At 66.0% G+C, this 20,906-nt stretch carries 22 protein-coding genes, 1 other RNA gene and 1 pseudogene; 16 read left to right on the top strand and 8 right to left on the bottom strand.

Features of this window, described 5'->3' with window-relative positions:
• Window positions 1-208: 208 nt before the first annotated feature.
• From ACCQ07_RS08090 to ACCQ07_RS08100, 3 genes are all read left to right on the top strand, one after another.
• On the top strand, window positions 209-529 hold the full coding sequence (locus ACCQ07_RS08090) for a hypothetical protein (protein ID WP_014089829.1): 321 nt from the start codon (window positions 209-211) through the stop codon (window positions 527-529).
• Window positions 530-643: 114 nt separating this feature from the next.
• Complete coding sequence (locus tag ACCQ07_RS08095; protein WP_011346996.1) at window positions 644-1,324, top strand: carbonic anhydrase; 681 nt, start codon at window positions 644-646, stop codon at window positions 1,322-1,324.
• Window positions 1,325-1,335: 11 nt separating this feature from the next.
• A complete protein-coding gene (locus ACCQ07_RS08100) occupies window positions 1,336-2,904 on the top strand; it encodes a SulP family inorganic anion transporter (RefSeq protein WP_008572157.1) in 1,569 nt (522 codons plus the stop codon).
• A 199-nt stretch (window positions 2,905-3,103) separates the two neighbouring features.
• Here the strand turns inward: ACCQ07_RS08100 and nth are convergent, their stop codons facing one another.
• Genes nth through ACCQ07_RS08115 form a run of 3 tightly spaced genes read right to left on the bottom strand, consistent with a single transcriptional unit; the run spans window position 3,104 to window position 4,981 of the window.
• A complete protein-coding gene (gene nth / locus ACCQ07_RS08105) occupies window positions 3,104-3,814 on the bottom strand; it encodes an endonuclease III (RefSeq protein WP_029819133.1) in 711 nt (236 codons plus the stop codon).
• Complete coding sequence (locus ACCQ07_RS08110; protein ID WP_127172332.1) at window positions 3,811-4,191, bottom strand: hypothetical protein; 381 nt, start codon at window positions 4,189-4,191, stop codon at window positions 3,811-3,813. Before ACCQ07_RS08110 ends, nth begins: the two co-directional genes overlap by 4 nt.
• A 7-nt stretch (window positions 4,192-4,198) precedes the next feature.
• Complete coding sequence (locus tag ACCQ07_RS08115) at window positions 4,199-4,981, bottom strand: enoyl-CoA hydratase/isomerase family protein (protein WP_136733817.1); 783 nt, start codon at window positions 4,979-4,981, stop codon at window positions 4,199-4,201.
• A 163-nt stretch (window positions 4,982-5,144) separates the two neighbouring features.
• On the opposite strand from ACCQ07_RS08115, the gene ACCQ07_RS08120 reads away from it, so the two are divergent.
• The 4 genes from ACCQ07_RS08120 to ACCQ07_RS08135 all read left to right on the top strand — a co-directional run bounded on the left by ACCQ07_RS08120 (window position 5,145) and on the right by ACCQ07_RS08135 (window position 8,670).
• Complete coding sequence (locus ACCQ07_RS08120) at window positions 5,145-5,843, top strand: FKBP-type peptidyl-prolyl cis-trans isomerase (protein WP_004429231.1); 699 nt, start codon at window positions 5,145-5,147, stop codon at window positions 5,841-5,843.
• Between the two features lie 112 nt (window positions 5,844-5,955).
• On the top strand, window positions 5,956-6,759 hold the full coding sequence (locus ACCQ07_RS08125) for a CoA pyrophosphatase (protein WP_014089834.1): 804 nt from the start codon (window positions 5,956-5,958) through the stop codon (window positions 6,757-6,759).
• Window positions 6,756-7,628: a sulfurtransferase gene (locus ACCQ07_RS08130; RefSeq protein ID WP_008576340.1), complete on the top strand. Its 873-nt coding sequence runs from the start codon at window positions 6,756-6,758 to the stop codon at window positions 7,626-7,628. The genes ACCQ07_RS08125 and ACCQ07_RS08130 overlap by 4 nt, the downstream gene beginning before the upstream one ends.
• A gap of 88 nt (window positions 7,629-7,716) precedes the next feature.
• Window positions 7,717-8,670: a DUF1684 domain-containing protein gene (locus ACCQ07_RS08135; RefSeq protein WP_218505037.1), complete on the top strand. Its 954-nt coding sequence runs from the start codon at window positions 7,717-7,719 to the stop codon at window positions 8,668-8,670.
• A 219-nt stretch (window positions 8,671-8,889) separates the two neighbouring features.
• On the opposite strand, the gene ACCQ07_RS08140 is transcribed toward ACCQ07_RS08135, so the two are convergent.
• Complete coding sequence (locus ACCQ07_RS08140) at window positions 8,890-9,465, bottom strand: N-acetylmuramoyl-L-alanine amidase (RefSeq protein WP_008576336.1); 576 nt, start codon at window positions 9,463-9,465, stop codon at window positions 8,890-8,892.
• A gap of 23 nt (window positions 9,466-9,488) precedes the next feature.
• On the opposite strand from ACCQ07_RS08140, the gene ACCQ07_RS08145 reads away from it, so the two are divergent.
• The 8 genes and pseudogenes from ACCQ07_RS08145 to ACCQ07_RS08180 all read left to right on the top strand — a co-directional run bounded on the left by ACCQ07_RS08145 (window position 9,489) and on the right by ACCQ07_RS08180 (window position 16,303).
• Entirely contained in the window at window positions 9,489-9,980 is a 492-nt protein-coding gene (locus tag ACCQ07_RS08145; protein ID WP_071118286.1) for an MOSC domain-containing protein, read from the top strand.
• On the top strand, window positions 9,977-10,504 hold the full coding sequence (locus ACCQ07_RS08150) for an alpha/beta hydrolase (protein WP_008576332.1): 528 nt from the start codon (window positions 9,977-9,979) through the stop codon (window positions 10,502-10,504). Before ACCQ07_RS08145 ends, ACCQ07_RS08150 begins: the two co-directional genes overlap by 4 nt.
• A gap of 40 nt (window positions 10,505-10,544) precedes the next feature.
• Window positions 10,545-11,051 carry a GNAT family N-acetyltransferase gene (locus ACCQ07_RS08155; protein WP_372363962.1) on the top strand — a complete coding sequence of 169 codons (507 nt, stop codon included), beginning with the start codon at window positions 10,545-10,547 and terminating at the stop codon, window positions 11,049-11,051.
• Between the two features lie 298 nt (window positions 11,052-11,349).
• Window positions 11,350-11,845: pseudogene (locus tag ACCQ07_RS08160) on the top strand (ATP-binding cassette domain-containing protein); the annotation flags it as partial.
• Window positions 11,842-12,033: a hypothetical protein gene (locus ACCQ07_RS08165; RefSeq protein WP_074053196.1), complete on the top strand. Its 192-nt coding sequence runs from the start codon at window positions 11,842-11,844 to the stop codon at window positions 12,031-12,033. The pseudogene ACCQ07_RS08160 and the gene ACCQ07_RS08165, both read left to right, overlap by 4 nt.
• Window positions 12,030-14,165, top strand: a complete 2,136-nt coding sequence (gene rlmKL / locus ACCQ07_RS08170; protein WP_372363964.1) for a bifunctional 23S rRNA (guanine(2069)-N(7))-methyltransferase RlmK/23S rRNA (guanine(2445)-N(2))-methyltransferase RlmL — start codon at window positions 12,030-12,032, stop codon at window positions 14,163-14,165. The genes ACCQ07_RS08165 and rlmKL overlap by 4 nt, the downstream gene beginning before the upstream one ends.
• Before the next feature lie 220 nt (window positions 14,166-14,385).
• Window positions 14,386-15,162 carry an NAD kinase gene (locus ACCQ07_RS08175; RefSeq protein ID WP_008576325.1) on the top strand — a complete coding sequence of 259 codons (777 nt, stop codon included), beginning with the start codon at window positions 14,386-14,388 and terminating at the stop codon, window positions 15,160-15,162.
• A gap of 175 nt (window positions 15,163-15,337) precedes the next feature.
• Window positions 15,338-16,303 carry a 5'-nucleotidase gene (locus ACCQ07_RS08180; protein WP_031422018.1) on the top strand — a complete coding sequence of 322 codons (966 nt, stop codon included), beginning with the start codon at window positions 15,338-15,340 and terminating at the stop codon, window positions 16,301-16,303.
• 81 nt (window positions 16,304-16,384) lie between these two features.
• Here ACCQ07_RS08180 and ACCQ07_RS08185 read toward each other — a convergent pair whose 3' ends face one another.
• The 3 genes from ACCQ07_RS08185 to sbcB form a co-directional block, all read right to left on the bottom strand.
• Window positions 16,385-16,951, bottom strand: a complete 567-nt coding sequence (locus ACCQ07_RS08185) for a DUF2939 domain-containing protein (protein WP_065627540.1) — start codon at window positions 16,949-16,951, stop codon at window positions 16,385-16,387.
• Between the two features lie 124 nt (window positions 16,952-17,075).
• The gene (locus ACCQ07_RS08190; RefSeq protein ID WP_218495638.1) at window positions 17,076-17,762 is read right to left on the bottom strand and encodes a DUF2461 domain-containing protein; all 687 of its coding nucleotides are present in this window, start codon (window positions 17,760-17,762) and stop codon (window positions 17,076-17,078) included.
• Window positions 17,759-19,204, bottom strand: a complete 1,446-nt coding sequence (gene sbcB, locus ACCQ07_RS08195; RefSeq protein ID WP_372363967.1) for an exodeoxyribonuclease I — start codon at window positions 19,202-19,204, stop codon at window positions 17,759-17,761. The genes ACCQ07_RS08190 and sbcB overlap by 4 nt, the downstream gene beginning before the upstream one ends.
• A gap of 147 nt (window positions 19,205-19,351) precedes the next feature.
• On the opposite strand from sbcB, the gene ACCQ07_RS08200 reads away from it, so the two are divergent.
• Window positions 19,352-19,428: non-coding RNA, sX9 sRNA (locus ACCQ07_RS08200), on the top strand.
• Between the two features lie 34 nt (window positions 19,429-19,462).
• On the opposite strand, the gene ACCQ07_RS08205 is transcribed toward ACCQ07_RS08200, so the two are convergent.
• Window positions 19,463-20,830, bottom strand: a complete 1,368-nt coding sequence (locus ACCQ07_RS08205; protein ID WP_029819140.1) for an FAD-dependent oxidoreductase — start codon at window positions 20,828-20,830, stop codon at window positions 19,463-19,465.
• Window positions 20,831-20,906: the final 76 nt, after the last annotated feature.

The following is a 20,906-nucleotide window of genomic DNA, read 5'->3' on the forward strand; positions in this document are numbered from 1 at the left end:
GTCGGTGTGTGTCAAAAAACTGAACGGCGCTGTTTTATGACAGTACTCGGTGCCAACCTCAACGCCTTGAATTTCCCAGCTGTGGCGCTGACGGGCTGAACTGGCGCTATGTCAGCCTGAACACATGCGTCAGTTTGTGCGGCGCACCACTTGCATACGCGGCGTCAAAATTGTTAGCTTCGAGGCCATGTTTCCTCGATTCCTCCAAATGCTGTTGGTCTGCCTGCTCGCGCTTTCCGCGTGGTCGGCAGCCAATGCGCACGCGCGCATGCATCATGCGTTCGTGGGCGACGGCCTGGCGGTAATGGTGGATGCTGGCGAAGAACGCGATGCAGCAGAAGATCCGCAGGACGACGGCGATACACAGAGCCAAGTCGACACACAGCCTGCAGACGATATCCCCTTGCTCTCCCAAGCATGGCCGATGCTGGCGCGGTATTCCCCCTCTTGGCACGCGCATCACGCGCCGGCAAATCAAAAACGCGACCTGATCCCACAGCTGCGCCCTCCAAACGCACTGCTTGGCTGATCCCCGCTGTCGCTGCACCCGGTGCATTCCGCGCCGGATTCCCAATTGATTTGTTTGTCTTGCAATTCGCGGTTTGCGCCGCGGATGGCTATTCGTTGCCTAGAGGAATCTCCCATGGAAAGTTTGCTAGAAGGTTTTCGCCATTTCCGTAAGGAAGTCTATCCGCGTCAGAGTGCGCGCTTTCAGGAACTGGCAGGCGGCCAGAGCCCGCACACGCTGTTCATCACCTGCGCAGACTCGCGCGTCATGCCGGAGCTGATCTTCTCCGCACAGCCAGGCGAATTGTTCGTCTATCGCAATATCGGCAATGTGGTGCCGCCGTACTCGCAACATGTCAGTGGCGTGGTGGCAGCGATCGAATACGCCATCGCAGTGCTGGGCGTTCGCCATATCGTGATCTGCGGGCACACCGACTGCGGCGCGATGAAGGCCGTGCTCAAGCCGGAGTCGCTGGAAGACGTGCCCTCCGTGGCAGCGTGGCTCAAGCACACCGATGCGGCGCGCCATGTCACCGCGCATCACGGGCACGATCCGCAGAGCCATGAAGCGCTGAGCTGCATGACCGAAGAGAACGTGGTCTCGCAGTTGGACCACCTGCGCACGCAGCCGGTGGTGGCAGCGCGCCTGGCGGCGGGCACGTTGCGCATCCACGGCTGGATCTACGATATCGCGCACGGGGAGATCCGCGCCTTCGATGCCGAGAAGGGTGGCTTCCGGCCACTGCTGGCCGAAAGCACCCCCGAAGCCACTCCACGCCCGCGACTGCAACAAGTCGTGCGCGCTGAACTCGCCTGACGGAGCCTGCCATGAACACATCAGGTATCGGCGGATATTTCCGCCAGGGACTGTTTGGGCGTGATTTATTGGCGTCCGTGGTGGTCTTCCTTGTCGCGCTGCCGCTGTGCATGGGTATCGCGATCGCATCCGGCATGCCGCCCGCCGCGGGCCTGATCACCGGCATCGTGGGTGGTCTGGTCGTCGGCTTTCTGGCGGGTTCTCCGCTGCAGGTGAGCGGGCCGGCCGCCGGCCTGGCTGTGTTGGTGTTCGAACTGGTGCGGGAGCACGGCGCTGTTGCGCTCGGGCCGGTGATCTTGGTGGCCGGCGCAATTCAGCTGATTGCCGGTCTGTGCCGCGCAGGCGTCTGGTTCCGGATGACATCGCCGGCCGTGGTGGCCGGCATGTTGTCGGGCATCGGCATCCTGATCGTGGCCTCGCAGGCGCACGTCTTGATGGATGCCGCGCCCAAGGCCCGCGGTCTGGAAAACTTCGCTGCATTGCCTGGCGTGTTGTGGCAGGCCATCAGCGAGGGGACCGGCCGTAATGCGCTGTTCGTGGGTCTGGCGACGATCGGTATCATCCTGGCCTGGGACAAGCTGCGCCCGCAGCGCCTGCGGTTTCTGCCGGGTGCATTGATCGCGGTGGTGGTTGTCACCGCGACCGTGCAGTTGCAGGGCTTGAACGTCAACAAGGTCGATGTCCCGACCAATCTGTTCTCTGCGATCAGCATCCCCAGCATTTCCGACATCTTTGGCGTGTTCAACCACACCTTGCTGGTCTCGGCAGTGACCTTCGCCTTCATCGCCAGCGCCGAGACCTTGCTGTCGGCGGCGGCGGTGGACCGCATGCATCAGGGGGCGCGGACGCAGTACGACCGTGAGCTGGCGGCGCAGGGCGTGGGCAATATGCTCTGCGGCTTCCTGGGTGCATTGCCGATGACCGGGGTGATCGTGCGCAGCGCGGCCAACGTGCAGGCCGGTGCGGCAACGCGTGCATCGACCATCCTGCACGGCAGCTGGCTGCTGGTGTTCGCCATGCTGTTGCCGTGGCTGCTGCGGATGACGCCGGTGGCCTGTCTGGCCGGCATCCTGGTCTATACCGGCGTGAAGATGATCAAGATCGGGCAGGTCAAGGAGCTGGCGACCTATGGCCGCGGAACGGCCGCGATCTACCTGGCGACCACCTTCGCGATCGTGGCCACCGACCTGCTGACCGGCGTGCTGATCGGCTTCGGTCTGTCGCTGTTCCGTCTGGCACTGCATTCTTCGCGTCTGAAGGTCGAGGTGCGCGAGCACGCCGACAAGAAGGACGAAATGCATCTGACCCTCCAGGGTTCGGCCACCTTCCTGAAGGTGCCGGCCATGGCACGTACGCTGGAAAGCGTGCCGCCGAACACTGCGCTGCATCTGGATGTGGCCAAGCTGCACCACGTCGATCATGCCTGCATCGAGTTGTTGCGCGACTGGAGCCGCAATGCGGCCTCACGCGGCTGCGAACTGGTGGTGGACTGGAAGGAGCTGGATCGACGTGTCGAAGGCCAGCCCACAGTGGATGGCGTGCTGGTGGAACAGCGCGTCGAGCAAGCGAAAGCTGCGTAAAGTGTTGTAAACGCCCGGCGTTCGCGCCGGGTGACCCCCATCGTGATCGGGTGATGCATGGCGCCAAAAGACGCATCATCCGGTCACGATTTTTTTGGGCGGAGTGGGGATTCGAGATTCGTAAAAGCTTGCAGCCTTGCGGTTTGCTGCGTGTGACGAGGGCGCGCGGTTGCGCCGTTGCTCCGGCGCCACTGCTGCCTCAATTCTTGGTTTTTGTTTGCCGCTCAGGCGCCGGTGGCGTCTTGTCGCGGTAGCGGCATAGATCGTGGATCACGCAGCCCGGGCAATCCGGCTTGCGTGCCTTGCAGACGTAGCGTCCGTGCAGGATCAGCCAGTGATGCGCATCGTGTAGAAACTCGGCCGGGATCACCTTGATCAACTTGTCTTCGACCGCGCGCACGTCCTTGCCTGGCGCAAGACCGGTGCGGTTGGAAACGCGAAAGATATGCGTGTCCACGGCCATGGCGGGCTCGCCGAAGGCGGTGTTGAGCACCACATTTGCGGTCTTGCGGCCCACGCCGGGCAGCGCTTCCAGCGCGGCGCGATCATGCGGCACCTCGCCGCCATAGCGCTCCAGCAGGATGCGGCAGGTGGCGATGACGTTCTTGGCCTTGGCGTTGAACAGGCCGATGGTGGAGATATACCGCTTCAGGCCCTCCTCGCCGAGATCGAGAATGTCGCGTGGGGTGTTGGCCACCGGATAGAGCTTGCGGGTCGCCTTGTTGACGCCGACATCGGTGGCTTGCGCCGACAGCAGCACCGCGATCAATAACTCGAATGGGGTGGTGTATTCCAGCTCGGTGGTGGGGTGCGGATTGAGTTCGCGCAGGCGCTCGAACATCTCCTGTATCTCGGGCTTGCGCATGCTGCTGCCACGACGCGCCGGTACCATTGCCTGGGGTGTGTTCATGGCTGCGCTCCGCCAGCGGCTTTCGCCTTCGCGCGCGCCAGGATGGCAGCGGCCAGCGGCGGCAGTGCGGGCGTTGCCGGTTGGCTGGGCGCCGGGGCGGGCGCCCTGCGCGCATCGCGTTCGGCGGCGCGCCGTTGCAGGCGCGCCGAGCGCGCGCGGTAGCGTTCGCGCGCGGCCCAGGCGTCTTGTAGACGGCGTTGCGCGCTGAGCAACGTGGCGCAGACCTGCGGGCAGTCGGCGTCCAGCGTATCGTGCTGCGGGTCGGGCAGATAGGCCATCAAGCCGAGTGCCAGCGCACGATCCAGGTCGTCGGCCTGCACACAATCGAACAACCGCAGCGGCAACGGACGCGATGCCGGAATGAGCTCGAGCGTCATGGCGATATCAGCGGTTGTGGAACTGGGCGGGGCGTTTATCGAGGAATGCGCGAGTGCCTTCGCGCATGTCGTCAGTGGCGAACAACAACGCAAATTGCGCGGTTTCCAGCTGCAGGCCTTCCTCGATGGCGCATTCGCCGCCGAACACCACCGCATCCAGAATGCCGCGCAGTGCCAGCGGCGCTGCAGTTGCCAGGCGTTGCGCAAGCGCCAGCGTTTCTTCGTGCAGGGCATCCGCTTCGACCACGCGATTGACCAGGCCCAATTGCAGTGCGCGGGCCGCGTCGATCGGCAGGCCGAGCAGGCACAGTTCCAGCGCTGCGGCGCGGCCGGTGAGGCGCAGCAGGCGCTGCGTGCCGCCAAAGCCGGGGATCAGGCCGAGATTGATTTCCGGTTGCCCCAGGCGCGCTGTTGCTGCGGCGATGCGCAGGTGGCACGCCATTGCCAGCTCCAGGCCGCCGCCCAGCGCAAAGCCATTGATCATCGCGACCACCGGCTTGGGCATGCGCTCGATCCGGCGCATCAGTTGCTGGCCCAGCAACGAGAACTCGCGCCCCTGGATTGCCGACAGGTCACTCATTTCCGCGATATCGGCACCCGCCACGAAGGCCTTGGGGCCGGCGCCGGTGAGAATCACGGCGCGTATATCGTCCGCATTGGCTGCGTCCTGGAACGCCTGATCCAGGGCCTGCATGGTCTGCCGGTTCAATGCGTTCAGTTTGTCCGGCCGATTGACCGTAATCGTCCGGACGCTGGCGTGATCGGCGATCAGAATGACGTGATTGGACATGTGAACCCTTGCGAACGTAAAAAAATAGTAAACACGGAACTTCCCAAACCCTTGCTGGTCCTAGCTTTCGCGATAAGTAGCGGTTCGGTATCGCGGCCGCTATCCTAGCGCGTCATCTCAGGCGGCAGACCCGTCCTGTGCCACCACCCTGGAGAATTGTTTGATGAAGTTGCGTTCTATCGCGGTCGCTGTGGCGGCCCTGGCCCTGACGGGCAATGCACTGGCCCAGGACACGACGTCCGAGAAGGGCAAGTTGAGCTATTACTTCGGCTACGACTACGGCAACAACCTTGCCGAGCTCACCGGCCGCGGCGAGCAGCTCGACATCAACTCGGTGGTAAAGGGTCTGCAGGACGCCTATGCCAAGAAGCAGCCGGCCATCACTGCCGACCAGTTGAAGCCGGCCGTTGAGGCCTTCCAGAAGCGCGAGCAGGGCCGTGCCCAGCAGGCCAAGGCCGAGTACGACAAGGCCGCTGCAGCCAACAAGACCAAGAGCGATGCGTTCCTGGCCAAGAACAAGAGCACCGCCGGCGTGCAGACGCTGCCGAGCGGCGTGCAGTACCGCGTGATCGAAGCCGGCAAGGGCGCCAAGCCGACCCAGGCCAGCACCGTGCAGCTGGAAGTGGCTGGTCCGTTCCCGTTCGGGGACCGCGAGAAGGCACGTCCGGCGCAGCAGATCCCGGCCATCAAGGTCAGCGAAGTCGAAATGCAGGCCATGCGCGACACGCTGCTGCAGATGCCGGCCGGCTCGAAGTGGGAAGTGACCCTGCCGCCGGAAAAGGCCTACGGTGCCGACCCGCGTACCCCGTTCCCGCCGAACGTGGCTGTGCAGTTCGAGATCAAGTTGGTCAGCGTCAAGTAATTGCACGTGATGTTGTTGCGACAACGCCGGCCACCAGGCCGGCGTTGTCGTTTTGGTCCAGCGATTGTCTGAAGAGAATGATGCAACGATGCAGCGGCCGCAGGACCCAGCGATGAGTGGCAACGATGTCGGATCCGAGGCCGGCCCTCTGCCAAGTCCGTGTATCGGTGTATGTTCGCTGGACGCGCAGTCGCACTGCGTCGGCTGTTTGCGCAGCCTGGATGAAATTGCACGCTGGATGAGCATGAGCGACGCCGAACGCCAGGACTATCTGCACACGGTGCTGCCCGCACGCGCGCTGACGGCGCGGCTGCCCGAATACGCGCAGTTGAGGCGGGCGCTGTATCCGCTGGATACCGCGCCGGCCGGGCCGGGTTGGAACCATGCCGAGCTGATCGACCTGACCGACGGCGACCCGTCTGCCGAAGCGGCGGTGCTGTGCGGGCTGGTGCCGCGCGAACAGGGCACGACGGTGTTGCTGACCCGGCGCACGGACAGCCTGCGCCATCACGCCGGGCAGGTCAGCTTCCCCGGCGGGCGGATGGAGCCGTCCGATGCCGATGCCGCTGCTGCAGCGCTGCGCGAGAGTTGCGAAGAAATCGCGCTGGGGGCGCAGCACGTGCATGCCTTGGGGTACCTGGATCCGTTTGTGACGGTGAGCGGATTTCGGGTGACGCCGGTGGTGGCGGTCATCGACCCGGCGTTCGTGGCGGTGCCGCAGCCGGATGAAGTGGCGGACGTCTTCGAAGTGCCGCTGGCCTATCTGATGGACCCGGACAATCTGCGCAGTGTGGAACTGGAGTTCCGCGGACGCCCGCGACGCGTGCTCGAATACGACTGGCCTGCCCACCGTATCTGGGGCGCCACCGCCGCCATTCTTCTCAATCTTCGTCGTCGCCTGGAGCAGGTTGCATGAGTGCAGATCCGAACTGGACCACGCTGGTCGATGCCGCCACGCTTTCGGCCGCGTTGCAGCATCCACAGCTGCGTCTGCTGGATGCGCGTGCCGCGCCACCGACCGCGCCAGACCCGCACGCAGCGCGCAAGGCGTACGCGCAGGGGCATCTGCCCGGCGCGCACTATGCCGATCTGGACCACGACCTTGCAGATCTGTCACGGCCGGCGCAGGGGCGGCATCCGTTGCCGCATAGCGAGGCTTTTGCAAGACGCCTCGGCGAATGGGGCATTGATCCGCAGAGCCTGGTGGTTGTCTACGACGCAGGCGATGGCAGCATGGCGGCCGCGCGCGCATGGTGGATGTTGCGGCTGATGGGCCATCGCCGGGTGGCGGTGCTGGACGGTGGCTTGGCCGCGTGGCGTGCGGCCGGTTTTGCGGAAAGCACCGAGTCGCCTGCCTTGCGCAGCGGCACCGCGTATCCGGGCCACTTTGACGCCACGGCGGTGGTGGATGCCGAGCAGATCGCGCAGCGCCTGCAACAGGCGCCGGGCTGGTTGCTGGACGCACGGGCAGGCGAGCGTTTCCGTGGCGAAGTCGAGCCGATCGACCCGGTGGCCGGGCACGTGCCCGGTGCAGTGAGTCGCCCGCTGGGACTGAGCCTGCGTGATGGTCGCTTCAAACCAGCTGCCGAACTGCGCGCCGAGTTGTCCGCGTTGCTGGGTGCGTACCGGCCCGAGCAGGCGGTGGTGATGTGCGGATCGGGCGTGACGGCCTGCCATCTGTTGCTGGCGTTGGAAGTGGCCGGGTTGTCCGGTGCACGCGTCTACGCCGGTTCCTGGAGTGGTTGGCTGCAAGATGCCTCGCGCCCGGTCGCGACCGGCGCCTGATTGCAGGCACAATGGCGGCAGGAACGGTGACCTGTGGGGACGCAGGTTCGCTGCGCGGAGCGCAGTTTCTTGCAGTGCTGGGTGAGCCATGCGGTTGCAGTTACGGGTTGGCGCGCTGTGCGTCGCGGTATGGACGCTGGCTGCCTGTTCGGCGGAGTCGTCCGCCGATGTCAGCGATACGCCTGCGGTCGCTCATCGCAATGCGGCGCCGCATGATGTGTACGAAGTCGCGCTGGAACGCGCGCGCGCGGAGCGGCTGAGGCAGCTGCGGGCGCCCGATGGGTGGTTGAGCTATACCGGTTCGGGGCGCGTGCGCGCCGGCCAGTACCGTGTGGGCAGCGACCCGCTCAGCGATATCGTCCTGCCTGCCGGCCCTGCGCAGCTGGGGCAACTGACGCTGGATGCTGCAGGACACATACGCTTTCGCGCAGATGGCTCTGCCGCGGTGACGCTCAACGGGCAGCGCATCGGCGACGTACGCCTGCAACCAGAGCGGGCAGGGCAGCGCGGCGACCGGCTGGACGTGGGTGGCCGACAGTTCTACCTGGTGCAGACAGGCGCCTTGTACGGCTGGCGCTTCCGCGACCCGGCAGCGCCCGCGCTGACGCAGTTCGACGGGCTGGAATATTTCCCGACCGATCCGCAGTGGCGCATCCAGGCGCAGTGGCAACCCTATCCAACGCCGCGCACGACCACCTTGCTGACCTCGATCGGCACGCCGCTCACCGTGGAGGTGCCGGGAGAAGCCGTGTTCTCGCTCAACGGCCACGAATACCGCTTGCGGCCGCTGCTGCAGGAAGATGGCCAGGGCCTGTTCTTCCTGTTCGCCGACCGCACCAGCGGCAAGGAGAGTTATGGCGGCGCGCGGTATCTGTTTGCCACCTCGCCCCGCGATGGTCAGGTGGTCCTGGATTTCAATCTGGCCGAAAACCCGCCATGCGCACTGACGCCCCATGTGGTCTGCCCCATCGCGCCGCCTGAAAACCGGTTGGACGTGGCAGTGAATGCCGGCGAGAAGACTTACCGTGCGACCGAACGTTGAGTGTGCTGCAACGGGTGGACGGTGTGCGAGGCAAGAGGTGTTTTCAATGGCTCATCACAGCATCCGGGAGCGGTCACGTGCGTGTTCTCCGGGCGACGCTGTCTTTCGACGGCGCGGCTGGCACGCAGGTTGGATCGCTTCTCGGCGCTGTCGGGCGCGACCGGGCATGACCGACGTAACGCAGTGACTCGCCCACCGGCAGGGGCAAGAAAGCGCCTCCTAACGCGGCGTGTGCGACCAGCTCACCGCCGCTTCGATGCGCGGCCACGGGAACAGCGGGCCGGGGTCGAGCTTGCGCCGGATTTTACGGGCCGGGTCGTCGCTGGCGGCTTCCTGGGTGGTATCCAGCGCCTGATGGCCGGCGATGCGCCGCACCGAGGGCAGCTGCTGCTGCAGCCATTGCAACAAGGTGATCAGCGCGGCGATCTGCGCTTCGGGATACGGTTCGGTCATCTGCTGATACCGCGAATCCAGCCAGTGCGGATAACGGCCGCGGTTGACCAGTTCGATGCCCAGCGTATGCGGGTTGTGCCCGCGCACATGATGCGCAACGCGCTCCAGGGCGACGTATTGCTGGATGCTGCCGTTGCGATCGAGGTAGTAATGCCCGCTGTTGCCGGTGCCGCTGTCATAAAGCACGCGTTCGCCGTATTCGCGCGCCATCGCCATGTCCGGCAATTCGGTGCAATGGATGACCACCATGTCGATCTGGGTGAGCGCGCGCCTGGCCAACCGCGATTCGTAGGATAACGGCGCATAGGTGATTGGCGGCGACGGCAAGACGGCATCGGACATGGAGCGGATGCTAGCATTGCCCGATGGCTTTGAATCCCGACAGCCCTCTGGGCAAATTGATGGCGACGCTGCCACAGACCGGTCAGGTGACCTGGATCGGCGTGCGCCCGGCGCGTGAGGTGGCGATGCAGGAAGTGGACGCGGCGCAGGTCAGCACCGGTATGGGTCTTGTGGGAGACCGCTACAAGGGTGGCAGCGGCAAGCGCGGCGTGACCCTGATCCAGGCCGAGCATTTGCCGGTGATCGCGGCGCTGTCAGGACACGGCACCATCTCGCCGGCGACGCTGCGGCGCAACCTGGTGGTGTCCGGAATTGCGTTGATCGCGCTGAAAGGGCGGCGATTCCGAATCGGCGAAATCGAATTGGAAGGCACCGACCCGTGCGACCCATGTTCGCGCATGGAAGATGCCCTGGGTGCGGGCGGCTATAACGCCATGCGCGGCCACGGTGGGCTGTGCGCACGCGTGCTGCGCGGCGGCGTGCTGCGCATCGGCGATACGGTGCAGGCGCTATGAGTCGCGGCCATTGCATCCTCTCGCACGGCTTCGAAAGCGGCCCGGACGCCTTGAAGGTGACCGCGCTGGCCAACGTGGCCGAGCAGTTGGGCTGGACCCATGAGCGCCCGGATTACACTGACCTGGATGCACGCCGCGAGGTGAGTACGCTGGGCGACGTGCCAGGCCGGCTGCAACGCCTGCTGGAAATTGCGCGGGCGGCGGCCGAGAAGGGGCCGGTGGTGCTGGCCGGCTCCAGCCTGGGCTCGTATATCGCCGGGATGGTGTCGTTGCAGGTGCCCACGCGCGGCCTGTTTCTGATGGTGCCGCCGACCAAGATGGGCCCGATGCCGGCGCTGGACGCCGCATCGGTGCCGATCTCGATCGTGCATGCCTGGCGCGACGCGTTGATTCCGGCTGCCGACGTGATCGCCTGGGCGCAGGCCCGGCATGCGCGCCTGCTGCTGGTCGACGATGACCATCGTCTGGCCTCGCACGTCGACGCGTCGGCGCGCGCGTTCGCAGCGTTGTTGCAGGGCCTGTGATGCGGACGATTGCCAGCCATGGCTGCGCGCGGTGCCACCGATGAACGTGTTGATCCGCGAAGCCACCGAAGGCGACGCTGCTGCCATCGAACTGCTGACCATGGTGGCCTTCATGCGCGCCGAACACAGCCGGCGTGACGAGCACCAGGTGATTGCAGGATTGCGTCAGGACGGCGCACTCGTGCTGTCGTTGGTCGCCGACCACGACGGCTACGTGGTCGGGCATCTGGCCGTCTCGCCGGTGGCGCTGTCGGACGATTCGCCCGGCTGGTTCGCGCTTGGCCCGCTGGCCGTGGGGCCCGGCCACCAACGGCAAGGGCTGGGGACGCGGCTGGTGCAGGTCGCGCTTGCCACGTTGCGCGAGCGCGGCGCCGCAGGCTGCCTGGCGCTGGGCGAGCCGGCGTTTTTCCGGCGCTTGGGCTTTGCGGTCGAACCTGGCCTGGTGTTGCCCGAGGTGCCTGCATCGGAATTGCAAGCCCTGGCGTTCGGCGACCGGCTGCTGCCGCTGGCCGATGTGGCTTACCACCCGGCGTTCGGGCTGGGTTGAGCGCCGGCTGCATTGGCCCGGCCTGTTGCGCCGGTGTCGCTGCCAGTGCGGCGGGTTGGACTGGCTGCACTTCACCTGTTGAGGATTGGTCCGATGCGCCATTGACGCCGCCGTCGTGATGACGGCCTACCCGCTGCTGGTCCGGTTGGATCAGCACGTGTGTTGGCATGCAATGGAGACCCGGATGACCTGTCCGTCGCTGACGCTGGAAAGCGTGGCGTATGCGCTGCCCGATGGCAGCCCGCTGTTTTCCGATCTGAACATCCATATCGACCAACGCGCGACCGGCTTGGTCGGGCGCAATGGCCTGGTCGGCCCGAACGGCAGCGGCAAGTCCACATTGCTGCAGCTGCTGGCGGGCGCCTCCAGCCCGGCGCCGGGCATTGCCAGGTGCATGCGCCGGCCGCCTATCTGGATCAGCACCTGGCGCTGCTGGACCCGGCGCGCTCGGTCGTTGCGCAGTTGCAAGACGCGGATCCAGCTGCGCCGGCCCACGCACAGCGGCTGCGCCTGGCGCTGCTGGGGCGGGACCGGGCGCGTGCCGACCTGCCCTGCAGCCAGCTCAGCGGCGGCCAGCGGCTCAAGCCGGCACTGGCCTGCGCGCTGTACCGGGCGCAGCCGGCGCAACTGCTGTGCTGGACGAGCCCACCCACCACCTGGATCTGGCCTCGGTGGAAGCGATCGAGGCGCTGCTGCGTGGCCATCAGGGGGCGCTGATCGTCGCCTCGCATGATGCCGCCCTCCTGCAGCGGTTGGGCCTGCAGCAGCGCCTGGACACGGCACAGGCGCAATAGGGGCTGGCGGCGTGGTGAACCGTGCGGCGGGCGATCCGGGCGCCGGGCTGGTAATGCCGGCCGCGATGGCCGACCATTTGCGGCCCGTCCACCGCGGCCGCGGCATTGCCCACCCAGGCGCCGGCCCGCTGTCCTGCTTTCACGCTCGCCGCCGCGGCCAGCGTCTCTATCGATACCTGCCTACGTGAAATTCTTCGCATCCTGCGCCAAGGGCCTGGAATACCTGCTTGCCGACGAGCTGCTTGCGCTCGGTGCCAGCAAGGCCACCGCCACTATTTCCGGCGTCAACGTCGAAGGCGAACTGCGCGATGCGCAGCGCGCCGTGCTGTGGTCGCGCCTGGCCAGCCGCGTGCTGTGGCCGCTGACCGAATTCGATTGCCCGGACGAAGACGCGCTGTACGCCGGCGTCGCCGAACTGCCCTGGGACGCGCATCTGTCTGTGGGGCATACGCTGTCGGTGGACGCACATGTGTCCGGGACCGCCATCACCCATGCCCGCTACGCGGCGCAGCGCATCAAGGACGCGGTGGTGGACACCATGCGCCGGCAGGGGCTGGAGCGCCCGTCGGTGGACGTGGAAAACCCCGACCTGCGCCTGAACCTGTCGCTGCGCAAGGGCCGCGCGACCATTTCGGTGGACCTGGGCGGCGGCCCGCTGCATCGACGCGGCTGGCGCATGGCGCAGAACGAGGCGCCGTTGAAGGAAAATCTGGCCGCAGCGGTGCTGATGCGCGGCGGCTGGCCGCGCGCCTATGCCGATGGCGGCGGCTTGCTCGACCCGATGTGCGGCAGCGGCACGCTGCTGATCGAAGGCGCGCTGATGGCCGCCGATGTCGCGCCCGGTCTGCAGCGCTACGGCAGCGATGTGCCCAGCCGTTGGCGCGGCTTCGACCGCGAGAGCTGGCAGCAGCTGGTGAGCGAGGCGCGCGAACGCGACAGCGTCGGCCGTGCTGCGCTCAAACAGGTGATCCATGGCAGCGACATGGACCCGCACGCCATCCGCGCCGCGAAAGAGAATGCGCAGGTGGCCGGCGTGGCCGAGGCGATCTGGTTCGGCGTGCGCGAAGTCGGTGCGTTGCAGACGCCGCCGCAGGCCACCGGCGTGGTGGTGTGCAATCCGCCGTACGACGAGCGCCTGGCCGCCGATGCGGCGCTGTATCGCCGTCTGGGCGATACCTTGCAGCGCGTCGTGCCGCAGTGGCGTGCCAGCCTGCTGTGCGGCAATGCCGAGCTGGCGTATGCCACCGGCCTGCGCGCGGGCAAGAAATACCAGCTGTTCAACGGTGCGATCGAATGCGCGTTGATCGTCTGCGACCCGATCGCAGTGCCGCGACGCACCCCGCTGGCAGCGCCGACCGCGCTCAGCGAGGGCGCGCAGATGGTGGCCAACCGGCTGCGCAAGAATCTGCAGAAATTCAAGAAGTGGCGCGCGCGCGAAGGCATCGAATGTTTCCGCGCCTACGACGCCGACCTGCCGGAATATTCCGCCGCCATCGACGTGTACCAGCAAGCCGACGGCGATCGGCGCATCTTCCTGCATGTGCAGGAATACGCAGCGCCAGCGACGATTCCCGAGGCCGATGTGCGCCGTCGTCTCAACGAATTGCTGGCCGCCGCACGCGAGGTCTTCGAGGTGCCGGCCGAGCGCGTGGCGCTGAAGTCGCGCGAGCGCGGCAAGGGCGGCAGCAAGTACGGCCGTTTCGAACAGCGCAACGAAATCGTCCACGTGCGCGAACACGGCGCGTTGCTGCGCGTGAACCTGTTCGATTATCTGGATACCGGGTTGTTCCTGGACCATCGCCCGCTGCGCGGCACCATGGCGCAGCAGAGCAAGGGCCGGCGGTTCCTCAACCTGTTCTGCTACACCGGCGTGGCCAGCGTGGAAGCGGCGGTGGCCGGTGCGGCGTCCACCACCAGCGTGGATCTGTCGGCAACCTACCTGCAGTGGTGCGCCGAGAATCTTGCGTTGAACGGGCTGGCCGGCAGCAAGCACAAACTGGTGCAGGCCGATGCGCTGGCCTGGCTGGAAGCCGAGCGTGCGCACTTCGATGTGATCTTCTGCGACCCACCGACCTTCTCCAACTCTGCGCGTGCGGAAGATTTCGATATCCAGCGCGAGCATGTGCGTCTTTTGCGCGCGGCCGTGGCGCGGTTGGCGCCGGGGGGCGTGTTGTATTTCTCCAACAACTTCCGTCGCTTCAAGCTGGACGAGGAAGGGGTGGCGGAGTTCGCGCAGTGCGAAGAAATCAGCCCGCGCACCATCGACCCGGATTTCGAGCGGCATGCGCGCATTCATCGCGCCTGGCGGTTGACGGCCTGAGCTCGCGCCGGTTGCGTCCGATGGCGCGCCGGCTCGGCTCGCGTAGACGCCAGCAGACGCGGTTGCCAAAGTGCCATGCGTCGCAGGCGCGGGAGCGCGTGCTTGCCACGACGCGACCGCTGCCGTGCACGCGCAGAAGGCGTGGGCATGATCGCAACGCACCCACAACAAGCCCAGCACAGGGCTGCGGTATGCTGATTCGCATGCTCTGGAGTCAACGATGACCGCACCACCTCGCATCGCTTTTCTTGCCAGCCCCGCCGAGCCGGCGGTGGCCGCGCGCGCACGCCTTACGCAGCGCTATGGCGACCATGCCCTGGACAGCGCCGACATCGTCTGTGCGCTGGGCGGCGACGGGTTCATGTTGCAGACGCTGCACCGGCATGGCGCCTCCGACAAGCCGGTGTTCGGCATGAAGCTGGGCTCGGTCGGCTTTTTGATGAACCAGTACCGCGACAACGAAGACGACCTGCTCGAGCGCCTGCAGCGCGCCGAGCCGGCGTATCTGCGGCCGCTGGAAATGCAGGTGCAGACCGAATCCGGTGCCAGTGCCGGCTCGCTGGCCTACAACGAGGTCTCGCTGTTGCGGCAAACCCGGCAGGCCGCGCATCTGAGTGTGGATCTCAACGGCCAGACCCGCATTGCCGAGCTGATCGGCGACGGCGTGATGGTGGCCACGCCGGCCGGCAGCACGGCGTACAACTATTCGGCGCACGGGCCGATCCTGCCGCTGGGCTCGCATACGCTGGCGCTGACGCCGATCGCGCCGTATCGTCCGCGGCGCTGGCGCGGCGCCATCCTCAAGGCAGATACCGAAGTGCGCTTCCGCGTGCTCGACCCGTACAAGCGCCCGGTCAGCGTCACCGCCGACTCGCACGAAATTCGCGACGTGGTCGAAGTGACCATCCGCGAATCCACGCAACGCCAGGTCACGTTGTTGTTCGATCCCGAACACAATCTGGAAGAGCGCATCTTCAGCGAGCAGTTTGCGGTTTGAGGAGCGGGGATTTGGGATTCGAGATTCGGGATTGGCAACGGCAGCAGCGTGCCACGTCGTCTTTAGAATCGCGCGCACGCGCTACGATGCTGCGCGGATGGGCGATCAAATCCCGACCTCCAGTTCCTGCTTTAAACCAATCCCCAATTCCCAATCACCAATCCCGGCCTCCCCAATGCCCGACAACTCCCCAAGGTTATTGACCGTCGCGGTGACCTCGCGCGCCCTGTTCGATCTCGAAGAAGGCCATGCGCTGTTCGAGGCCGACGGAGTGGAGGCGTATTCGGCGTTCCAGCGCGAGCATGAGGACGACATCCTGCAACCTGGCGTTGCGTTCCCGGTGGTGCGCAAGCTGCTGGCGCTCAATCACGATGTGCCCGAGGACGCGCCGCGGGTGGAAGTCATCCTGCTGTCACGCAATTCCGCCGATACCGGCCTGCGCATCTTCAACTCGATCCAGCATTACAATCTGGGCATCGTGCGTGCCACCTTCACCTCGGGCGAGCCGACCTGGCCGTACGTCAAGCCGTTCGGGACCGATCTGTTTCTCTCGGCCAATCCGGAATCGGTACGGCGCGCGCTGAGCCATGGCATCGCGGCGGCGACCATCATGCCGCGCGCACTGGGCGAACGCGCCGAGGCCGCGGCGGCAATCGTGGACAACGACGAAAGCCGTTTGTCGACGCAGCTGCGGATCGCCTTCGATGGCGATGCGGTGATCTTCGGCGACGAGAGCGAACGCATCTCGCGCGAGCAGGGCGTGGAAGCCTTCGGGCGTCACGAGCGCGAGCGCGCACGCGAGCCGTTGTCGGTGGGGCCGTTCCGTAATTTTCTGGCGGCGCTGCACACCTTGCAGGCGGCGTTTCCGCCCGGCCAGGCCTCGCCGATCCGCACGGCGCTGGTCACTGCGCGCTCGGCGCCGGCGCATGAGCGGGTGATCCGCACCTTGCGCGAGTGGGGCGTGCGTCTGGACGAGGCGCTGTTCCTGGGCGGGCGTCACAAGGGCCCGTTTCTTCAGGCGTTTGGTGCGGATATCTTCTTCGACGATTCGCAGCACAACATCGACAGTGCGCGCCAGCATCAGCACGTGGCCGCCGGACATGTGCCGCACGGCGTGGCCAATGATCCGCCGTTTGCCTGAGCCACACACCCGCGCACGACAGGAGGGGCTGCGCGGCGTCTGCGCTGGCTGACGCGCCAAAGTATTGTCGCGAAGGGACGCTTAGCGTCCCTGTCCTGCTTGCGCGTCAGCCAACGGCAGGCGGATATCGGTCAGCCGCCATCGCAGGCCTTGCCGCGTCAACACGAACACCACCGGCGCGCCAGTGGCGGTATGCGTAGTTGCGGTAAAGCGGCGAGTGGACTCGAAGCGTTGTTCGGCGCCTCGCAGCGGCCGTGCGGGCGCTGGCGCGGCGTAGGTGTCGGCGCTGACGGTGTCGCCGGTGACCCGATTCCAGACGCTGTGGCCTTGCAACAGCGCGCCAATCCCAAGCGGCGTGACCAGAGTATCCACGCCCGCGCCGCCGATGCCGCTGGCGAGCTGCAAGGCGAACCCGCCGAGCAAGCTCGATTGCAGGCTGCTCCCGGCCTGGCGCACCAGGTAATCGTCCAGCTGCGCCTTGAGGTTGACGCGCAGAGTCGGGAAATCCACGTGCCGCTCCAGCTGTCCGGCATCGCGGTTGGCCACAGCCTGGCTGATGCCGCGGATGGCCAGATATGGTCCGGCAACGACGTACCCGGCCAGCAGCACGACGGCCAGCACCGGCAGCAGCAACCAGCGCTTCCTCATTGTGTGCATTCCAGTGCTGTTGAAGCCGGGAGCGTGGTCGCCAGGTAGGCGAGGGCTGCGTAACGTCGCTGCGGTGCGCGCAGGATCGGCGCAGCGCGGCACGATTCGCGTGCCAAGTGTGTCATCAAAATTCCAGGTCCAAGGCCGCGCAGAGGTAATCGACGAACGGGGCCAGGGTCACCAGGTCCGTCTCGATGGTCTGGCGTAGTCGCGGCCCGGTCATGATGCTGTCGTCCAGGTGACGCAGGTACGCCCAGTTGCGGTGCTTGAGATCGTCGATGAACTCGAAGTCGTTGGGGAATCCACGCGGTGCGCGCACCAGCTTTTCGCTGTCGTCCATGGTGAATTTGCGCAGCAGTTTCGGGTTATGCGCGGCGGCCTTCCAGCTGCCGGGATTGTCGAAAATGAATTGCCGCAGCTTGCGTTGCGTGTCCGGCTCCGGATGCCACAGGCCGGCGCCGACAAAACTTTCGCCCGGCTGCAGGTGGATATAGAACGATGGTGCCGGCATCTGGCGGCGGCGTTCATGGAACAGGCGCGCGCCTTGCCAGTTCTTGTAAGGCGATTTGTCGTTGGAAAACCGCGCATCGCGATAGATGCGAAACAGCGAGCCGCCCTGGGTTTTTGGATCGGCGCGATAGTGTTCGCTGACCTGTGCCAGTGCCGGCTGCAGATCGGTGATCAGCTGCAGAAACGGCTGGCGCACATGCGCCTCATACTGATGCCGATGGTCGTTGAACCAGGTCTTGTCGTTGTGGCGGGCCAGGGCGCGCAGGAACTTGAAGCTGGCGTCGGAAAAGTAGGTGGTCATAGCGTGCGTTGGAGGTCCGAACCCCAGGCGGCGAGCTGATCGAGTAGGGCTTGCTTGGTAGCATCGTCGGGGTGAGTACGCCGTAAATCCGCAATCTGCGCGTGGTATTGCTCCAGGGTGACTTCACCCAGGCCGCGGTCTTCTAGCAGGCGCTGGCGGCGATACACGTTCCAGCGCTCCTGTTCCTCGAATGAGAGTGTCTGCGGCCAGTTGCGCGCGCGGTAGCGAAACAGCAGCTCGATCAGGCGCGGGTCGCGAAAGCGCGCTTCCAGCGCGCCCAGTTCGTCCGGCGCGCTGGCGCGGACCTGTGCAAGCAGGCGTTTGTCGCCTTCGGCCAGAAATCCATCGTAGAGCGAGGCATCGGCATCGTTGACCGCCGCTGCCGCGGCGCGTTCGCTGCCGTAGACCTGGCGCACCTTCTCGGCAAGTTCAGGGCCCAAGGCGCGCAAGCGTGCCGCCTTGGCCACTACCGCGTCGTGATCCACACCCAGGCGCTGAAAATCTGCAGCGCGCAGATGCTGCCAGGCCACCAGCGCGGGCGACTTGTTCAGATGCACTTCCTTCAACGGAATGCGCTGTTCGCCTTCCGGCAGATCCGCGGCGCGGATGTACAGGCGGTCGGCAATATCGTCGGGGCTCAGCCGCAACAACACCTCCGGGTCGCCCTCCAGATCGAACACGATCACGCGGCTGTCGATGCGCGGGTGGCGCGTCAGCGGCAGCACCGCTGCGGCGCACAGGCGCGAGGCGGGGTAGCGCTGGGAGATATGCAGCACCGGCTGCATGGCGATGACATCCAGCAAGGTGGCGGCAAAGCGCTTGTCGCGCAGGCGCAGCGCGTAGTCCCACAACTTTGGCTGGTGCTGCTGGAATTTGCGCGCCATGCCGATGGTGGCGTACACGTCCGACAAGGCTTCGTGCGCATCGCCTTCGCGCACATCGTTGGCATCGGCCAGGTGCTCCAGCTTGAACGAGGTGGCGCCATCTTCGCGCTGCGGCCAGACGATGCCGTCCGGGCGCAGCGCATGGACCAGTCGCAGCACATCCAGCAGGTCCCAGCGCGAATTGCCGCCACGCCACTCGCGCTCGTACGGGTCGTAGAAATTGCGGAACAGGCCGCAGCGGATGAATTCGTCGTCGAAGCGGATCGAGTTGTAGCCCAGCGTGCAGGTCTGCGGCCGGCCCATTTGTTCGGCGATGCGCGCGAACGCCTCTGCTTCGGGGAAGCCGTCGCGCAGCGCGTGTTGCGGGGTAATGCCGGTCACCATGGTGGCATAGGGCGAGGGCAGCAGATCGTCGGCCGGCTGCACGAAAAAGCTGATGGGCTCTTCGATCACGCGCAACTGCGCATCGGTGCGCACCGCAGCGAACTGTGCGATGCGGGTGCGGCGTGGATCCTGGCCGAAGGTTTCCAGGTCGTAGAAGAGAAAGCTGTCAGGCATGCGGGTACGACATCCAGATGCGCGGCGCACGGCGTATGCGCTGCCGGTGCCGCCCAGTATCCCTCATCGCGGCAACGTCACGCTAAGAGCAGCCAACAAAACTACCGCGCAGCCGCCAGGCGGGTGCGGCCGGTGCTCGGAATCCTCATGTACCACTCGTGCACTGCGGTTCTGAGCGCGCCGTCCGCGCCCACCTGACGACTGCTCACTACGTTTTGTTAGCCGCTCTAAGGCTGTCCTCCGTGTCTTCCGCAGAGGTCAATGCGCGCCGTCCAGCGGCTCCAGGCGTGCGTGCACAACCGCTTCCAAGCCAGCCCAGTCGATGCGCGAGAGATCGCGGTGTCCCCGCGTGGCCTCCACCAGGATCTGGCGCTGGATCTCGCTGCGCGCCAGCGCAATCGAATAGCGCGTGCGCAGGAACGTCACCATGGTGTAGTGCGGCACGAAGCGGGTGGGCCAGCGCGCCTGCAATTGCTGTTCGAGCTCGCGCTGCAGCAGGAAGTCGGGGTCGTCGACGCGGTCGCGCATTTCCAGGTAGTTCTCTAGCGCCATCTGTTGGATGGCGGCCGCATCGTCGCGACGCGCAGCCTCGAAGGCCGCGAACGCGCTGGCGAGGTCGTCGTGCGCGTCCAGCTGATCTGCCAACGCCACGCAATCTTCGAATGCGCAATTCATGCCCTGCCCGTGGAATGGCACCATCGCATGGGCGGCGTCGCCGATCAGCAATGCGCGGCCATCCAGATGCCAGCGATCAAGGGTCAGCGTGCCGAGCAGTCCGGGCGGATGCTCTTCCCAATGCTCCCTGAGCTGCGGAATCAGCGGCAATGCGTCCGGGAAATCGCGTGCGAACAAGGCCAATGCTTCATCGCCGGTGCGCGTGGTGGCAAAGCTCGGCTCGCCGGCGTTGGGCAAGAACAGGGTGACGGTGAACGTACCGCCATCGTTTGGCAGCGCAATGCACATGTAGCGCCCGCGCGGCCAGAGATGCAGCGCGTTGCCTTCGATCCGGAATCCGCCGCCCGGCTGCGGCGGAATTTCCAGCTCCTTGTACGAGTGATCGAGGAATTCGGTGCGTTCGCCCAGCGGCGATTTGCGCTGCATCGCCGCGCGCAAGGCCGAGCCGGCGCCATCGCTGCCGATCAAGCTCTGAAAGTGGATCTCGTGCGGCTGGTCGTCGCGGTCGTCGATGAAGCGCGCATAGCCGGCGTCGAAGTCCACGGTATGCAGGCGGCGGTAGAAATGCACGCGCGCGCCGGCCTGTTCGGCCAGGTCGAGCAGGGCGACATTCAGCGCGGCGCGGTGGATCGACCAGATCACCTCGCTGTCGTCGCGCCCGTAGCGTTGCAGCTGCGGTTGGCCGATGATTGGGTGCACCATGCGGCCACGCATCATCACCGCCTTGGCCATCACCGCATCTTCGGCGCCGGCCTGGCGCAGCGCATGCCGGCCGCGTTCGGCCAGCGCCAGGTTGATCGAGCGGCCGGACTCGTAGCCCTTGATGCGCGGGTCGCCACGCCGTTCGTATACGGTGACCTGCCAGCCGCGACGCGACAGCAGGATGGCCAGCAGGCAACCGGCCAGACCGGCGCCGATCAGGGTCAGGGAACGCGGAGAAACTGGGCTCAATGCAATGTCCGGCAGCAGCCGGACGCAGCGCCGGCGAAAAGGGAAAGACAGCGACTGGCAACGACGGTGGCCCCGG

The sequence above is a fragment of the Xanthomonas sp. NCPPB 3583 genome (genome assembly GCF_041475715.2).
Taxonomy (GTDB): domain Bacteria; phylum Pseudomonadota; class Gammaproteobacteria; order Xanthomonadales; family Xanthomonadaceae; genus Xanthomonas; species Xanthomonas euvesicatoria.

Coding starts and splice junctions, on each gene's coding strand:
- sbcB (WP_372363967.1), bottom strand. CDS start 19,204: ATGCCTGACAGCTTTCTCTTCTACGACCTGGAAACCTTCGGCCAGGAT.
- ACCQ07_RS08175 (WP_008576325.1), top strand. CDS start 14,386: ATGACCGCACCACCTCGCATCGCTTTTCTTGCCAGCCCCGCCGAGCCG.
- ACCQ07_RS08115 (WP_136733817.1), bottom strand. CDS start 4,981: ATGTCCAATCACGTCATTCTGATCGCCGATCACGCCAGCGTCCGGACG.
- ACCQ07_RS08140 (WP_008576336.1), bottom strand. CDS start 9,465: ATGTCCGATGCCGTCTTGCCGTCGCCGCCAATCACCTATGCGCCGTTA.
- ACCQ07_RS08155 (WP_372363962.1), top strand. CDS start 10,545: ATGAACGTGTTGATCCGCGAAGCCACCGAAGGCGACGCTGCTGCCATC.
- ACCQ07_RS08130 (WP_008576340.1), top strand. CDS start 6,756: ATGAGTGCAGATCCGAACTGGACCACGCTGGTCGATGCCGCCACGCTT.
- ACCQ07_RS08125 (WP_014089834.1), top strand. CDS start 5,956: ATGAGTGGCAACGATGTCGGATCCGAGGCCGGCCCTCTGCCAAGTCCG.
- nth (WP_029819133.1), bottom strand. CDS start 3,814: ATGAACACACCCCAGGCAATGGTACCGGCGCGTCGTGGCAGCAGCATG.
- ACCQ07_RS08135 (WP_218505037.1), top strand. CDS start 7,717: ATGCGGTTGCAGTTACGGGTTGGCGCGCTGTGCGTCGCGGTATGGACG.
- ACCQ07_RS08180 (WP_031422018.1), top strand. CDS start 15,338: ATGCCCGACAACTCCCCAAGGTTATTGACCGTCGCGGTGACCTCGCGC.
- ACCQ07_RS08095 (WP_011346996.1), top strand. CDS start 644: ATGGAAAGTTTGCTAGAAGGTTTTCGCCATTTCCGTAAGGAAGTCTAT.
- ACCQ07_RS08110 (WP_127172332.1), bottom strand. CDS start 4,191: ATGACGCTCGAGCTCATTCCGGCATCGCGTCCGTTGCCGCTGCGGTTG.
- ACCQ07_RS08120 (WP_004429231.1), top strand. CDS start 5,145: ATGAAGTTGCGTTCTATCGCGGTCGCTGTGGCGGCCCTGGCCCTGACG.
- ACCQ07_RS08090 (WP_014089829.1), top strand. CDS start 209: ATGCTGTTGGTCTGCCTGCTCGCGCTTTCCGCGTGGTCGGCAGCCAAT.
- ACCQ07_RS08145 (WP_071118286.1), top strand. CDS start 9,489: ATGGCTTTGAATCCCGACAGCCCTCTGGGCAAATTGATGGCGACGCTG.
- ACCQ07_RS08190 (WP_218495638.1), bottom strand. CDS start 17,762: ATGACCACCTACTTTTCCGACGCCAGCTTCAAGTTCCTGCGCGCCCTG.
- ACCQ07_RS08185 (WP_065627540.1), bottom strand. CDS start 16,951: ATGAGGAAGCGCTGGTTGCTGCTGCCGGTGCTGGCCGTCGTGCTGCTG.
- ACCQ07_RS08100 (WP_008572157.1), top strand. CDS start 1,336: ATGAACACATCAGGTATCGGCGGATATTTCCGCCAGGGACTGTTTGGG.
- ACCQ07_RS08150 (WP_008576332.1), top strand. CDS start 9,977: ATGAGTCGCGGCCATTGCATCCTCTCGCACGGCTTCGAAAGCGGCCCG.